General features: G+C 53.8%; 16 protein-coding genes. 4 read left to right on the plus strand and 12 right to left on the minus strand.

From position 1 onward, the window contains the following. Positions 1–201 precede the first annotated feature (201 nt). The 3 genes from mdoG (at position 202) to ACQG03_RS08450 (ending at position 4,588) form a co-directional block, all read left to right on the plus strand. Positions 202–1,755 carry a glucans biosynthesis protein MdoG gene (gene mdoG / locus ACQG03_RS08440; protein ID WP_063163646.1) on the plus strand — a complete coding sequence of 518 codons (1,554 nt, stop codon included), beginning with the start codon at positions 202–204 and terminating at the stop codon, positions 1,753–1,755. Further along, complete coding sequence (gene mdoH, locus ACQG03_RS08445; RefSeq protein ID WP_022647707.1) at positions 1,748–4,276, plus strand: glucans biosynthesis glucosyltransferase MdoH; 2,529 nt, start codon at positions 1,748–1,750, stop codon at positions 4,274–4,276. Before mdoG ends, mdoH begins: the two co-directional genes overlap by 8 nt. Before the next feature lie 84 nt (positions 4,277–4,360). Then, entirely contained in the window at positions 4,361–4,588 is a 228-nt protein-coding gene (locus ACQG03_RS08450; protein WP_003858030.1) for a YceK/YidQ family lipoprotein, read from the plus strand. A gap of 7 nt (positions 4,589–4,595) precedes the next feature. Here the strand turns inward: ACQG03_RS08450 and ACQG03_RS08455 are convergent, their stop codons facing one another. The 3 genes from ACQG03_RS08455 to ACQG03_RS08465 all read right to left on the minus strand — a co-directional run bounded on the left by ACQG03_RS08455 (position 4,596) and on the right by ACQG03_RS08465 (position 7,353). Further along, a complete protein-coding gene (locus ACQG03_RS08455; RefSeq protein WP_003858026.1) occupies positions 4,596–4,970 on the minus strand; it encodes a MysB family protein in 375 nt (124 codons plus the stop codon). Positions 4,971–5,049: 79 nt separating this feature from the next. Next, entirely contained in the window at positions 5,050–6,285 is a 1,236-nt protein-coding gene (mdtG, locus tag ACQG03_RS08460; RefSeq protein WP_023305851.1) for a multidrug efflux MFS transporter MdtG, read from the minus strand. Positions 6,286–6,426: 141 nt separating this feature from the next. Then, on the minus strand, positions 6,427–7,353 hold the full coding sequence (locus ACQG03_RS08465; protein ID WP_022647709.1) for a Kdo(2)-lipid IV(A) acyltransferase: 927 nt from the start codon (positions 7,351–7,353) through the stop codon (positions 6,427–6,429). A gap of 218 nt (positions 7,354–7,571) precedes the next feature. Here ACQG03_RS08465 and ACQG03_RS08470 point away from each other — a divergent pair, with 218 nt between their 5' ends. After that, entirely contained in the window at positions 7,572–8,621 is a 1,050-nt protein-coding gene (locus ACQG03_RS08470; protein ID WP_022647710.1) for a rhodanese-related sulfurtransferase, read from the plus strand. A gap of 38 nt (positions 8,622–8,659) precedes the next feature. On the opposite strand, the gene ACQG03_RS08475 is transcribed toward ACQG03_RS08470, so the two are convergent. The 9 genes from ACQG03_RS08475 to mdtH all read right to left on the minus strand — a co-directional run bounded on the left by ACQG03_RS08475 (position 8,660) and on the right by mdtH (position 15,344). Continuing rightward, positions 8,660–9,238 carry a YceI family protein gene (locus ACQG03_RS08475; RefSeq protein WP_022647711.1) on the minus strand — a complete coding sequence of 193 codons (579 nt, stop codon included), beginning with the start codon at positions 9,236–9,238 and terminating at the stop codon, positions 8,660–8,662. Position 9,239: 1 nt separating this feature from the next. After that, positions 9,240–9,806, minus strand: a complete 567-nt coding sequence (locus tag ACQG03_RS08480; protein ID WP_022647712.1) for a cytochrome b — start codon at positions 9,804–9,806, stop codon at positions 9,240–9,242. Between the two features lie 226 nt (positions 9,807–10,032). Beyond that, positions 10,033–10,146 carry a YceO family protein gene (locus ACQG03_RS08485; RefSeq protein ID WP_022647713.1) on the minus strand — a complete coding sequence of 38 codons (114 nt, stop codon included), beginning with the start codon at positions 10,144–10,146 and terminating at the stop codon, positions 10,033–10,035. A gap of 50 nt (positions 10,147–10,196) precedes the next feature. Continuing rightward, complete coding sequence (gene solA / locus ACQG03_RS08490; RefSeq protein ID WP_063163645.1) at positions 10,197–11,315, minus strand: N-methyl-L-tryptophan oxidase; 1,119 nt, start codon at positions 11,313–11,315, stop codon at positions 10,197–10,199. A gap of 114 nt (positions 11,316–11,429) precedes the next feature. Beyond that, positions 11,430–11,684 carry a biofilm formation regulator BssS gene (bssS, locus tag ACQG03_RS08495; RefSeq protein WP_023299782.1) on the minus strand — a complete coding sequence of 85 codons (255 nt, stop codon included), beginning with the start codon at positions 11,682–11,684 and terminating at the stop codon, positions 11,430–11,432. 274 nt (positions 11,685–11,958) lie between these two features. Further along, positions 11,959–12,204: a DNA damage-inducible protein I gene (gene dinI / locus ACQG03_RS08500; protein WP_022647715.1), complete on the minus strand. Its 246-nt coding sequence runs from the start codon at positions 12,202–12,204 to the stop codon at positions 11,959–11,961. A gap of 75 nt (positions 12,205–12,279) precedes the next feature. Continuing rightward, positions 12,280–13,326 (minus strand): dihydroorotase, encoded by a 1,047-nt coding sequence (gene pyrC, locus ACQG03_RS08505; protein WP_022647716.1) that lies wholly within the window; start codon positions 13,324–13,326, stop codon positions 12,280–12,282. A gap of 128 nt (positions 13,327–13,454) precedes the next feature. Further along, positions 13,455–14,015, minus strand: a complete 561-nt coding sequence (locus ACQG03_RS08510) for a lipoprotein (RefSeq protein ID WP_023305855.1) — start codon at positions 14,013–14,015, stop codon at positions 13,455–13,457. Positions 14,016–14,135: 120 nt separating this feature from the next. After that, on the minus strand, positions 14,136–15,344 hold the full coding sequence (gene mdtH, locus ACQG03_RS08515) for a multidrug efflux MFS transporter MdtH (protein ID WP_063163644.1): 1,209 nt from the start codon (positions 15,342–15,344) through the stop codon (positions 14,136–14,138). Between the last annotated feature and the right edge of the window lie 31 nt (positions 15,345–15,375).

The following is a 15,375-nucleotide window of genomic DNA, read 5'->3' on the forward strand; positions in this document are numbered from 1 at the left end:
ACATTCGGAGCCAACCCTACACCAAGACCGACACCCTGTCTCCAGGATAAGCACGCAAAGTGAAAAGCGGGTTCTTTCATTTGCTTAATCCATGAGCCAGCGAGCTGAACAAAGCAGTGATAATGTTGTCGGATTGCCTGAGTTTCCATTAAAATGGATCGGATCGATATAAGCACACAAAGGGGGAAGTGCTTACTTATTATGAAACATAAACCACAAATGATGAAAATGCGTTGGTTGGGTGTAGCAGTGCTGTTGTCACTGTATACCTCATCTGCACTGGCCTTTAACATCGATGATGTCGCAAAACAGGCTAAATCGATGGCGGGCAAGAGCTACGAAGCGCCAAAAAGTAACCTGCCCTCCGTTTTCCGCGACATGAAATACGCGGACTATCAGCAGATCCAGTTCAATCACGATAAAGCGTACTGGAACAATATTAAAACCCCGTTCAAGCTTGAATTTTACCACCAGGGTATGTACTTCGACACGCCGGTTGCCATCAATGAAGTGACGGCGACCACGGTACGTAAAATCAAGTACAGCCCGGATTATTTCAATTTTGGCGATGTGCAACACGATAAAGACACGGTGAAAGACCTCGGCTTCGCAGGCTTCAAGGTGCTTTACCCGATTAACAGCAAAGATAAAAACGACGAAATCGTCAGCATGCTTGGCGCCAGCTACTTCCGCGTGATTGGCGCGGGGCAGGTGTACGGGCTTTCTGCGCGCGGTCTGGCAATTGATACCGCGCTGCCATCAGGTGAAGAATTTCCACGTTTTCGCGAGTTCTGGATCGAACGTCCAAAACCAACCGACAAACGTCTGACAATTTATGCGCTGCTGGACTCCCCTCGTGCGACAGGCGCTTATCGTTTCGTGATCATGCCAGGGCGTGACACGGTGGTTGACGTGCAGTCTAAAGTTTACCTGCGCGATAAAGTGGGCAAACTGGGCGTCGCGCCGCTGACCAGCATGTTCCTGTTCGGGCCGAATCAGCCGTCTCCGGCGACTAACTTCCGCCCTCAACTGCATGATTCTAATGGCCTTTCCATTCATGCTGGTAACGGCGAGTGGATCTGGCGTCCGCTGAACAACCCGAAACACCTCGCCGTCAGCAGCTTTGCGATGGAAAACCCGCAGGGCTTTGGTCTGCTGCAACGTGGCCGTCAGTTCTCCCGCTTTGAAGATCTGGACGACCGCTACGATCTGCGCCCAAGCGCCTGGGTTACACCGAAAGGCGACTGGGGTAAAGGCAAGGTTGAGTTGGTTGAAATTCCAACCAATGATGAAACCAACGATAACATCGTGGCGTACTGGACACCGGATCAGCTGCCTGAAGCCGGTAAAGAGATGAACTTCAAGTATGCGATCACCTTCAGCCGTGACGAAGACAAACTGCACGCACCGGATAACGCGTATGTGATGCAGACGCGTCGTTCTACGGGGGACGTGAAGCAGTCCAACCTGATTCGTCAGCCGGATGGCACGCTGGCATTTATCGTGGACTTCACCGGGCAGGATATGAAAAAACTGGCGCCGGATACTGCCGTGACGGCACAGGCCAGCATTGGCGATAACGGTGAAATCGTTGAGAACGCTGTGCGTTACAATCCGGTCACCAAAGGGTGGCGTTTGACCCTGCGCGTGAAGGTGAAAGATCCGAAACAGACCACTGAAATGCGCGCCGCGCTGGTCAGTAACGATAAGCCGCTGAGTGAAACCTGGAGCTATCAGCTACCTGCCAATGAATAATACATCTGAATATATTGATGCCATGCCGCTAACGGACATTGAAAAAGCGGCACTCCCTGCGAGCGACATCCGCGCGGTTCACACCGCGCTGGATGGTGAACATCGTCACTTTTCCCGTGATGATGATACGCCGCTGGGGTCAGTGAAGGCACGTCTGGAGCAGGCATGGCCAGACTCGCTGGCAGAAGGGCAGTTAATCAAGGATGACGAAGGGCGTGACCAGCTACAGGCGATGCCGAAGGCCACGCGTTCCTCTATGTTCCCCGATCCGTGGCGCACCAACCCGGTGGGTCGCTTCTGGGATCGCCTGCGTGGGCGTGACGTGACGCCGCGCTATCTGTCACGTCTGACCAAAGAACAGCAGGCGTCCGAACAGAAATGGCGTACCGTGGGAACGATTCGTCGTTACATTCTGCTGCTGCTGACGCTGGCACAGACGGTTGTCGCCACCTGGTACATGAAAACTATTCTGCCGTACCAGGGCTGGGCATTGATTAACCCTGCTGACATGATTGGCCAGGATATCTGGGTCTCCTTCATGCAGCTGCTGCCGTATATTTTACAGAGCGGCATCCTTCTGCTGTTCGCCGTGCTGTTCTGTTGGGTCTCCGCCGGGTTCTGGACGGCGCTGATGGGCTTCCTGCAACTGCTGATGGGGCGTGACAAATACAGCATTTCCGCGTCGACGGTCGGGGATGAACCCCTCAATCCTGAGCACCGTACCGCGCTGATCATGCCTATCTGTAACGAAGATGTTGACCGCGTATTCGCCGGGCTGCGTGCCACCTGGGAGTCCGTAAAGGCGACCGGTAACGCGGCGCATTTCGACGTCTACATCCTGAGCGACAGCTACAACCCGGATATCTGCGTGGCAGAGCAAAAAGCCTGGATGGAGCTGATTGCTGAAGTGCAGGGCGAAGGGCAGATCTTCTACCGTCGTCGTCGTCGTCGTGTTAAGCGTAAGAGCGGGAACATCGATGACTTCTGCCGTCGTTGGGGTAACCAGTACAGCTACATGGTGGTACTGGATGCGGACTCCGTGATGAGCGGCGACTGTCTGAGCGGGCTGGTCCGTCTGATGGAAGCCAATCCGAACGCGGGTATTATTCAGTCCTCGCCAAAAGCGTCCGGTATGGACACGCTGTATGCGCGCTGCCAGCAGTTTGCGACCCGCGTCTACGGGCCGCTGTTTACTGCCGGTCTGCACTTCTGGCAGCTGGGTGAATCTCACTACTGGGGCCACAACGCCATTATCCGCGTGAAGCCATTCATTGAGCACTGCGCCCTGGCGCCGCTGCCGGGTGAAGGATCGTTTGCCGGGTCCATTCTGTCGCATGACTTTGTGGAAGCCGCGCTGATGCGTCGCGCAGGGTGGGGCGTCTGGATTGCCTACGATCTGCCGGGCTCGTATGAAGAGCTGCCGCCAAACCTGCTGGATGAGCTCAAGCGTGATCGCCGCTGGTGTCACGGTAACCTGATGAACTTCCGCCTGTTCCTGGTGAAGGGGATGCACCCTGTTCACCGTGCGGTGTTCCTGACGGGCGTCATGTCCTATCTGTCTGCGCCGCTGTGGTTTATGTTCCTGGCACTCTCGACCGCGTTGCAGGTTGTGCATGCCCTGACGGAGCCGCAGTACTTCCTGCAACCGCGCCAGCTGTTCCCGGTGTGGCCGCAGTGGCGTCCGGAGCTGGCGATTGCGCTGTTCGCGTCGACCATGGTGCTGCTGTTCCTGCCCAAGCTGCTCAGTATCATTCTGATCTGGTGTAAAGGTTCGAAGGAGTACGGTGGTTTCTGCCGCGTAACCCTTTCACTGCTGCTGGAAGTGCTGTTCTCGGTCCTGCTGGCACCGGTGCGTATGCTGTTCCACACGGTATTCGTGGTGAGCGCGTTCCTGGGATGGGAAGTGGTGTGGAATTCACCGCAGCGTGACGATGACTCTACGCCATGGAGTGAAGCCTTTATGCGCCACGGCTCTCAGCTACTGCTGGGCCTGGTGTGGGCCGTTGGTATGGCCTGGCTGGATCTGCGTTTCCTGTTCTGGCTGGCGCCAATCGTCTTCTCGCTGATCCTGTCGCCATTTGTGTCGGTGATCTCCAGCCGTTCTACGGTGGGCCTGCGTACCAAACGCTGGAAGCTGTTCCTGATCCCGGAAGAGTATTCTCCGCCGCAGGTGCTGGTGGATACCGATACCTATCTGGAGCAGAACCGCAAACGCACGCTGGATGATGGCTTTATGCACGCCGTGTTTAACCCGTCATTCAATGCGCTGGCCACCGCGATGGCGACTGCGCGTCACCGCGCCAGCCAGGTGCTGGAGATCGCCCGCGATCGCCACGTTGAGCAGGCGCTGAACGAGACGCCAGAAAAGCTTAACCGCGACCGTCGTCTGGTGCTGTTGAGCGATCCGGTGACGATGGCACGGCTTCACTACCGCGTGTGGACTTCTCCGGAGAGATACTCTTCGTGGGTGAACTACTACAAGGACGTGAAGCTGAATCCGCTGGCACTGAAGACGAAGTAAGTTGTTAAGTAGGGCGGGTAAGCGAAGCGCCACCCGCCAAATAAAATACCGGCTGTGAGGCCGGTATTTTTTTAGAGGTCAGAAATGAAAGTAATCATCGTCGTCATGATGGCATGCCTGCTCAGCGGCTGCGGCAGCATCATCAGCCGCACCATTCCCGGACAGGGCCACGGGAATCAGTACTACCCCGGCGTACAGTGGGATGTCCGCGATTCCGCATGGCGCTATCTCACCGTGCTCGATCTGCCGTTTTCGCTGATTTTCGACACGCTACTGCTGCCCATCGATGCCAGCCACGGCCCTTACGAGTAACGAGAGCTTATCGCTCGTCCCATTCGTCCGCTGCGGCCTGACCTTCTTCGGTATCCAGCGGCGGTTCGAGCTGAAACTCACCTTCATCCCATTCATGCAGCGTATTTTCTTCCAGCCACTCCTGACGTAACTCAATTTCGTCATAGTCGCCGTCGAATACCGCCTGCGCACCTTCACCACTCAGTATCGGCAGACATTCTCCGTCCTCACCTTCATCAGCAAAGAATTCGGCCTGCCACATAATATCGCCGTCCTGAAGGACGTATTTTTGGATATTGAGTTGTTGCACGTCAGCATCTTCTTCCTCAATGCCGGGATTATCGGCGAGGAATTCTTCGCGAGCGGCATCGATAGCTTCTTCCAGCGTGGCGTACATGGTCATTGGTGTCTCCCTGTTTTTCGTGAAGGTATTCAGGGAAAGAATAGCTGATTATATGATTTTGCAAGTATGAATGCGTAAATTAGCCGTCACGATGTTGTGTTATGCGCGCCGGGCGTAGCGCCCGGGATAAGCTGAGCCAGGAATAAACAGCGTTGAACAGCACGACGCCTGCCGTCACGATAAAGACCGCCCGGAAACCGAAACTGGCCGAAACCCCCGCGCCGACCAGCGGCCCGGTGACGTTACCCAGATCGCGAAACGACTGGTTGTAGCTGAAAATACGCCCGGCAATCTGGTTGGTGGAGTTATAAACCAGCAGCGTCTGCACCGCAGGAAGCAACGCGCCGTCCGCTGCGCCCAGCAGAAAGCGCAACACGCCGAGCTGCCAGGGAGACTGCACCATCGACATGGGGATCAGCAGCAGAACGGAGAGGATCAGGGCGCAGATCAGAATTTTCTCCGGGCCGATGCGATCGCCCAGCTTGCCGAGCCGCGGCGCGCTCAGCAACGCGGCCACGCCGGGAACAGAGGCGATCACGCCGCTGATAAAGGCGATATTGCTGACGTTGCCGGCCAGGTCGCGGACATAGAGCGTCAGAATAGGCGCGATTGAACCGGTGGCCACCTGAATAATCATGGTGGTCACAAACAGGCTCAGCACCAGCTTTGGGTTTTTCAGCGAGGCCAGCACATCCCGGGCGTGCAGCATCTCTTTTTTGGCTACCGGCGTGAAATTCTCGCGGATGCAGATAAGCGTCACGAGGAAGCAGAGGAACAGCACGCTGGCGGTAATGAAGAATACCGGCCGCAGTCCGTAGTGGTCGGCCAGCAGCCCGCCCGCCAGCGGACCCAGCAGTGCGCCGCTTACGCCGCCAGTGGAGAGCGTACCTAATGCCCAGCCGCTTTTATGGCGTGGGATTTGGGTTGCGATCAGGGCGTTGGCATTGGGGATAAATCCCCCGAGCAGACCCAGAAGCGCGCGTAATATCAGGAACTGCCAGACATTCTGCGCCACCCCCATCAACAGCATTATGATCGCCATGCCGAGCGCGGAGCGCAGCAGCATAATTTTGCGGCCTTTGCGATCCGCAAGCCCACCCCAGAAAGGCGACGCAATGGCGGAGAACAGGAACGTAATGCTGAACACCAGGCCGGACCACATATTCAGTGCGCTATGGCCGGTGACGCCGAGCTGTTCAACGTAGAGGGGCAGGAAGGGCATTACCAGGCTAAAGGCGGCGCCAGTAAGAAAACAACCCAGCCATGCAACCGTCAGGTTGCGTTTCCAGTTTATGGGAGCATCTGTGGAGGACATAACTATCCGCATAATGAGGTGCAGGGCACCGTGACCAGTGAGGTAATAAGCCTGCTAATTATGCGCCTGGGGTATGATTGCCGCAATGACGGGGAGCTTTTAAAGCTAAAACAGCTTGCGGCCCGGAAGACCGCATGCAGATTAATAACGAGAAGGGACGCCCTGAGGCCGGGTTTTGAAGCGGCGATGCAGCCACATGTACTGCTCGGGAGCGAGCATAATGCATTTCTCCACAATGCCGTTCATCCAGCGCGCGGTAGTTTCCGCGTCGTCGAGCGGCGGAGCGAGTTCCGGCTCCAGCATGATAAGCTGATAGCCTGAACCGTCCGGCTTACGGCGCGGCACAAACGGCACGATAGCCGCTTTGGACATCCGCGCCAGCATCCAGGTCCCGGTGGTCGTCGCGGCCTCTTCCACCGCAAAGAACGGGACAAACACGCTGGATTGCGGGCCGTAGTCATGATCCGGGGCATACCAGACCACTTCACCTGATTTGAGGGCGCGGATCATCCCTTTAAGGTCTTTGCGGTCGATCATGCTTTTATTCGAGCGCATGCGTCCGTTGGTCTGGATCAAATCGATCACCGGATTATCGTTGGGACGATAAACGCCAATACCCGGCGCCTGCATGCCGAACATGCGTGCGCCAATTTCGAGCGTCAGGAAATGAACGCCAATCAGCAGGACGCCAGTCTGGTTGGCCTGGAGATTATGCACCGGATCCATGCCGGTTCCGGCCACTTCCGTCCAGCGCGCCATGCGCTTATCAGACCAGAACCAGGCCATACCGGTCTCCATCAGTCCCATGCCGACAGATTCGAAGTTTTTAACCACCATGTCGTGACGCTCAGATTCGCTCATCTGAGGAAAGCAAAGCTCAAGATTTCGATACGCGATCCTGGCGCGACGCTTCATAAATTGTTGAGCAATGCGGCCCAGTCCTTTACCCATGCGGAAAATTACGGGATAAGGCAGCTGTACAATTAGCCACAACAAGCCAATGCCTGACCATGTTAACCAATAGCGTGGGTGTAAAAGCGCGGCAGTAAATTTCGGTAACTGGGTCATGTCTGTCCTGTGTTCTAACGTCCTGAAGGGCTATTGTCTCATTTTTTGAGGCATAGCCAAAATGTCTGTCATCGAAACATGAAAGAATATGCAAGTGTTAAGTCTGATTAATCAGGTTGACTGAAATGTAGCGTAAATTGTGTGGATGTAAATTGTCTTTGTTTGCTATATCATGCCGACCGATTTTTATTTCTCAACGATTGCAGGACTTGTACACCATGCCAGTGTTACACAACCGCGTTTCGAATGAGATGTTGAAAGCGCGTATGTTGGCCGAAACCGAACCGCGCACAACGATCTCTTTCTATAAATATTTTACCATCAACGATCCACAGGCGACCCGCGATGCGCTTTACCAGGCTTTCACCGCCCTGAACGTGTTTGGTCGCGTCTATCTGGCGCGTGAGGGTATTAACGCGCAGATCAGCGTGCCGGAAAGCAAAGTCAGCGCCTTCCGCGATCTCCTTTATGGTTTTGATCCGGCGCTTAACGGCTTACGCCTGAACATTGCGCTGGATGATGACGGCAAATCGTTCTGGGTGCTGCGCATGAAGGTGCGTGAGCGTATTGTGGCGGATGGCATCGACGATCCGAGCTTCAATGCCGCGAATGTGGGGGAGTACCTCAAGGCCGCTGAAGTGAACGCGATGCTCGACGATCCGGATGCAGTGTTCATCGATATGCGTAACCACTACGAATATGAAGTGGGCCACTTCGAGAATGCGATGGAAATTCCTGCCGACACTTTCCGTGAACAGCTGCCGAAAGCGGTTGAGATGATGCAGGAGCATAAAGACAAAAAGATCGTTATGTATTGCACCGGGGGGATCCGCTGCGAAAAAGCCAGTGCCTGGATGAAACACAACGGTTTTAATAAAGTCTGGCATATTGAGGGTGGGATCATTGAATATGCCCGCCGCGCCCGCGAGCAGGGGTTACCGGTGCGTTTTATCGGTAAAAACTTTGTGTTTGATGAGCGTATGGGCGAGCGAATTTCAGAGGACGTAATCGCTCACTGCCACCAGTGCGGTACGCCGTGCGACACGCATACCAACTGCAAAAACGACGGTTGTCATCTTCTGTTTATTCAGTGTCCTGCATGTGCCGAGAAGTTTAATGGCTGCTGTAGCGAGCTGTGCAGTGAAGAGAGTATCCTGCCTGAAGAAGAGCAACGTCGTCGCCGTGCCGGGCGCGAGAACGGGAATAAGATCTTTAATAAATCCCGGGGCCGACTGAATACCAAACTGGGTATTCCGGACCCGGAGTAAAACATTGCCCGGCGGCGTAAAAGCCTGCCGGGCCTGTTTTATGACTTCTGCTGAACGCCTTCCACCGAAATAATCAGCTCTACATCCTGCGATGCCGGTCCTAAATCTGTGGTGATATTAAAATCTTTCAGATGAATTTTGCCGGCGGCTTCAAAGCCAGCACGTTTTCCGCCCCACGGATCGTCGCCCTGGCCGATTAATTTCGCATCCAGTGTTACCGGTTTTGTTACGCCGTTCAGCGTAAGATTACCGGTAATAGCGAGCTTATCACCGTCTTTCTTCACTTCTGTCGACGCGAAAGTAGCTTGCGGGAATTTGCCTACGTTCAGGAATTCAGCGCTGCGCAGATGTTTATCACGCTCGGCGTGATTAGTGTCGACGCTGTTAGTATTAATGGTGACGTTTACTTTATCGGCAGCAGGGTTTTTCTCGTCGAAACTAAATGTGCCATCGAAATCATTGAACGTACCATATAACCAGCTGTAACCCAGATGCTGAATACGGAAATTGACGAAGGCATGCTGGCCTTCTTTATCAATTTTATAGTCGGCGGCAATGGCCGAACCGGTGGTAAATAACAGCGAACCTAATGCGATACCCAACAGGCGTTTTTTCATTTTATGCTCCAGAGTCAACTGACGAACGGCCAAGCATGCGCTTCAGCGTATCGTCTTTATCGATAAAGTGGTGTTTCAGGGCCGCAAGGCCATGCAGAACAGACAGGATCACCACGCTCCATGCCAGCCACAGATGAACCACACCTGCGGTGTCAGCCTGTGAACCGGCATCAGCCAGCGTGGCAGGGACGTCAAAGAGCCCAAACACGCTGATCGGTTTGCCGTCTGCGGTCGAAATGAGATAACCGCTGATCAGAATGGCGAACAGCAGGGCATAGAGTGCGATATGTGCGCCAACAGCGCTTATGCGGGTAAGACGGCCATGGCTTTTGGGGGCTGGAGGGGGCGGAGAGAGATGTCGCCAGATCACGCGAAAAACCAGACCCATCATCAGCAGAACCCCAATGCTTTTGTGCAATTCGGGGGCCTGATGATACCAACCGTCATAATAGCTTAATGTCACCATCCAGAGGCCGAGACCAAACATGGCATAGACAGCAAGTGCAAATAGCCAGTGTAAACACATGGATATTATTCCGTAGCGGCTGGAGGAGTTACGCCATTGCATATGAATTTCCGTTCTCAAATGTCTGAGCAATAAAAATGGCCGGATTAATTAAATAATGCAACTGAAAAAAAGGAATAATGTTATTTAGTTATTTTATTTCAGCGAATTTGAATGTGTTTCCGCAATGTATTTCAATCGCTTCGTTCAATAAATTTGAGATGACTTTTTATAAAAACTATAAGTTAAATAAGTTTAAAGGAGTGTCAATAAACGTCAATGATGGTTTTCAGAAGAATACAATAAAGATGACGTCAACAATCGCCAGCAGCGACCAAAGGACAATGTAGAGCATGAAATGCTCGCGGATGTTATTGATAAGGTAATTCACCAGTCTGCGCATCATGATCCTCTCGCAAATCAGGCTCCGGTTATTCGGAGCCTGTAGCGGTATTATCGGCTAAAGCGCGAGAGCGCGAAGGGTTTGAGATCAAACGAAGGCGCAATCCCCTGAGCAAACTGGGCGGCGATTTCACCTAACACAGAGGCAAATTTAAACCCGTGACCGCTGAGCCCGGTTACGATCAGGGTGTTGTCGTGCCCAGGCAAGGTGTCGATGATGAAGTCTTCATCTGGCGTATTGTCGTAGGTGCACGCTGCGCCATAAAGCAACCCGCCTACGCCCGGCAGAATATTACGCAGGAACGTGAAGGCTTCGGAACCATCCTGCGGATAGGCTCCGTACGGCTTGCGTTCTTCCGCAGAGGAAATGACCTGTCCGCCGTTATGTTTGCCAATCTTGAGCGCGTCTTTTTCCGAGGGGAAACCGTAGTACTGGTCGCCATTAGGTAACTCGCCCGTGAACGCCGGGAATTTGTTCTGGTTGCTGTAACGCCCGTCAGACTGGAACCAGGAGAAGACTTTGCGTACCGGCTGGATGGGCAGATCCGGCAGCAGTTTCGTCACCCACGTTCCCGCACTCACCAGCAGGCGCGTGGCGGTATATTCACCTTCAGACGTGGTGACGGTTGAACCCCCGGCATGGTGGGTGATACCCGTGACCGGACAGTTAAACAACTGTGCGCAGCCCGCTTTGGCGGCGAGATCAATCCATGTCTTAATGGCCGTTTCGCTGTGCAGTACCCCGGAATTGGCTTCAAACAATCCAATGTAGTCTTCAGGGACAGAAATTTCCGGCCAGCGCGCCATTATGTCGTTCGCATCCAGACGCTCAACGTCCAGACGGTAGGCTTTCGCGCTCTCCTCGACATTCGCCAGAAACGTGGAGTTGGCGGGCCCCAGATTAATAACCCCGGTGCGCTCAAAAATGCGTTCTTCGGTGAGTGCGGCCAGCTCATCCCACAGCGTCTGAGCCCGAAGCACCAGCGGTACATAGCGCTCACCTTCGCCGTAAGCGTGACGGATGAGACGGGTATCGCCGTGATGGCTTCCTTCAGAATGAGGGGGAAGGTGGGCGTCAATCATCAGCACATTCAGACCCGCCTGCGTAGCGTAATAACCGGCTGCAGATCCAACGGAGCCGCTTCCGATAATGATCAAATCGTATTTCATAGGCTTCTCTTTACTAACGCTTTGTTAGCAGAGTAATTAACTATGTGGGCTTATACAAGAGCGAAATAAATAAGGCACCGCGAGGGTGCCTGTTGAGGGAAAAGTGGCATAAGGTCAATGCCGTTTATACTCATTTTCCTGGTAGTCGCCAGATTCTATTTTTGCGATGCCTGCTTCCAAAATAGAAATAAACTGACGGGCGACGTCTGTTGTAAGCCACAGCGTCTGTCCAACTTCCGCTTCGTCACGGTTTAGCTGATTCGGGGTCTGGTAGTGCAAACGCAGCATCAGCGCATCGTAGCTGTCTACGGTGCTGATATCCCAGCCAACGAGTGGATGGGTCTGGATGACTTCATTATTCTTTTCCATTATAACCCCCTTAATGCGTGTTAGAAGACAACGACTTTGAGGTTCAATGCATGTTTTTCTGAAAGCTTTTTCAGTATATCAATTAATAAGGGTTCCGCAGGAAAAAATAAACGGGTAGCAACACATTTTTCTGCTTTTTAGGATTGTTCGAACAATAAAACGTCATCTTGTTCACGATTTTCTAAGAAGATACTGAAATATTTTGAACTTTCAGGAGACGAAACGAAAAAAAGCCGGGGCGACCCGGCAAAAAAACACAATGAGGGAGCAAATTTTAATCAGTGATAAACCAGTCGTCGGCGCTTTCCCATGTTTCCTGCAAAATTTCGCTGATGCGGTCTTTGTCTTCTTTCGCGCCGCCAATGACGGAAAGATGGTTTGCTGTCGCATAACGTACCGTTATGGCGCCATCGTTTTCAGGAAAAGTGCTGTTAATACGTCGGGATAGCTCACCCGCCAGAGCGTCGAGTGCGCCAGCAGGCAGGACGGTGGTTTTGGCAATGGTGACTTCAATACGCATAAATGCCCCCTGTGTAATATACTGTTTATTTATACAGTTACATTGACAGTTTGACAACAGGGGGATGACAATTTTTTAGCTTTTTACCGTCCAGCTTACGGTTTCACCGGCCAGGAAGGGGATCAGCGTATCGTCGGTGAGCGCAATCGACGCTTCAACCTGGCTTTCTTTGCGCTCCAGCTCAATGAACGTGTCATTAACCGGCAGACCGTAGAAACGCGGGCCGTTAAGGGAGCAGAAGGCTTCGAAATGGCCTAACGCATTCATCTCGTCAAAGACGGTTGCGTAACTTGCCAGGGCGGTCGGGGCGTTAAAGCAGCCTGCACAGCCGCAGCTCGCCTCTTTTCGGTGACGGGCATGCGGGGCGGAATCCGTGCCGAGGAACGCGCGCGGGAAGCCGCTGGCGACCAGCTCACGTAGCGCCTGCTGGTGGATATTGCGCTTGAGGATCGGCAGACAATACAGATGTGGACGAACGCCACCCACCAGCATGTGGTTACGGTTAAACATCAGGTGCTGCGGGGTGATGGTGGCGGCAATCAATTCGTTTCCATCCCGGACATACTCTGCGGCATCTTTGGTCGTAATGTGTTCAAACACTACCTTCAGCCCAGGAAGACGCTGGCGCAGCGGCTCCATGACCGTTTCGATAAAACGCGCTTCGCGATCGAAAATATCAATGTCAGCGTGGGTCACTTCCCCGTGCACCAGCAGTGGCATTCCCAGTTTTTGCATACGCTCCAGAACGGGCATGATGGCGTCAATGCTCGTCACCCCATGGCTGGAGTTGGTGGTGGCGTTTGCCGGGTAGAGCTTCGCGGCGGTGAACACACCTTCGTTAAATCCGCGCTCAACCTCATTGGGATCCAGCGAGTCCGTCAGATAGCAGGTCATCAACGGAGTAAAATCGTGCCCGGCCGGAACGGCGTCAAGGATACGCTGGCGATAGGCGATCGCGGCCTCGACGGTGGTGACTGGCGGAACCAGGTTAGGCATAACAATCGCACGGCCATAAATTTCGCTGGTATACGGCACGACGGTTTTCAGCATGTCGCCATCACGAAGATGGATATGCCAGTCGTCTGGGCGGCGGATTTTGAGAACCTGGGATTGTACAGTCATGGAAGCTCCGGCTTGAAAGGGATCAGTCATAAGATGGCTGTTTTTGCCGGACACAAATCATAAGCGGAAACGTTTTCGTTTGCACACTATTCCGTTAAAAAAAACGGGCGCCTGAGCGCCCGGAGTATTTAGTCGGTGAAAGGAATGATGATTTCACCCGGTTTCACCTCTATCCCTTTGGCATATTTTTTCGCCAGAGATTCGCCCTTACTCTTGTCTTCGCTCAGAACGTAGGCGGGCTGCTGGTTGAAATAGTTCTGTAACGACTGGTTGAGATAAGGCATCAGCGTTTGCAGCACCGGTTTCATTTTATCCGGCGTGACGACCGCATCGACGATTTCCATCTCTTGCAGGAAAATGGCCCCTTTCTCTTTATTAAAGACCGGCAGCGCCTTGAGCTTCAGCTTGATATCCGCTTTCTGATTGCCGAAGAGCGAGGTCATATCGAGGCTGGCATCGCCGGAAAGGGTGACTTTGTTAGGCTCCTCGCGCCCAATCTGGCTGGCGAGATTCGTCAGGACGATATGTGCATCCGCAAGGCCGGGCACGCCGATATCTTTTGAAAAGTTATTATGTTTTTCCAGCGCCTGATTAATTTCCTGCTCACTGACGGTGTACTGCGTAAGCTGGTTACATCCCACCAGCAGCCCACTGACAATTAACGCAGCGGCAATAACGATCTTTTTCATGGTGTTCCTCAACATAAAATCGGCGCATCTGTCCTGATACGCCAGTATGTCAGGGTGATCCTGGAGAAACCAGCAGAAAAAACTGATAGTGAAGGGAGGTAAATATCCTCCCCCAGAAGGTCAGGCGCCAGGCTCCAGCATCCCGCGGGTGCTGCGTTTATCACTGAACTGCCACCAGAGGGCAATCAGCGTCATAAAGCCGACCATACCGAGCATGACCCACGGCAGCTCCGGCTGATGGAGCGCTTTTCCGGCATCAAACAGCCAGCCGCCACCGGTGTAACCCAGCGCGCCGCCAAGCGCCAGTCCGAGACGGCTGAAGCCCATGTAGCTGCCACGGGCCCGGGCGTCGGCAAGTGACGCGCTCAGGGTTTCACGGGCCGGCTCGGCAATGATTGAGCCAATATAGAAGGTGCAAATCAGCATAAACAGCTGCTGGAGTGAACTCACCAGGCCGATGGGCATCATGCTCAGCGTCATCAGCAACAGCCCGGCCATCAGACGGTGCTCAAGCCGGAAACGGCGCTCGCTCCACCGGGCAATCGGATAGAGCAGAGTCAGAGAAAGGCAGGCCTCAATGGCATACATCCATTTTACCGCCGCCGGCGTGCCGGCAATATCGTTAACCATAATCGGCAGCATCAGCATGACCTGCACGGCGAGCATGTAGTAGCCGGTCAACGTTAAAACATAGGTGACGAAGCGTTTATCGCTCAGCACGCGGTCAAGCCCTTCCCGCACCGGCGCTTTTACCGTCGACAGCTTCCATGCAGGCAGAAACAGACCGTTAAACAGCGCGCAGAGAATAAACAGCACCGCGCCGGTGGCGCAGACCAGGCGGAAATCGTATTGCAGCAGCCAGCTTCCCAGCAGGGCGCCCACTACCGCGCCAGCGCTGTCCTGCATCATCAAAATTGAGAAGAAACGACCCCGGTGTTGTGGGCGGATCAGCTTGACTACCAGCGCGGTACGCGGTGGGTCGAAAAGGGTGCCGCCAATCCCGGAAAGGAAATAGGAGAACCACAGCAGCCAGGGGTCATGAGCGATTGCCATCGTGGCGAATCCCGCCGCACGTAACAGCATGCCGGTGACGATCATCGGTTTCGCACCAAAGCGGTCGGCTATTGCCCCGCCAAACACGCCAAGACCCTGTTGTACAAACTGGCGTAAGCCCAGCGCGATCCCGACCATTAGCGCCGCCCAGCCCATTTGATCGACAAAACGAATCGATATAAGTGGAAAAACGACAAAAAAGCCGAGCACGACCAGCATGTTATCGACGAGCAGGAAATATTTACCCAGGCTCCTGGCCTGTGATACGCGGGACATTTTCCCTCCAGGGAAAATAAAAGGTGAGCAC

It is taken from the genome of Enterobacter cloacae complex sp. 342H5 (genome assembly GCF_050030905.1).
GTDB classification, from domain to species: domain Bacteria; phylum Pseudomonadota; class Gammaproteobacteria; order Enterobacterales; family Enterobacteriaceae; genus Enterobacter; species Enterobacter intestinihominis.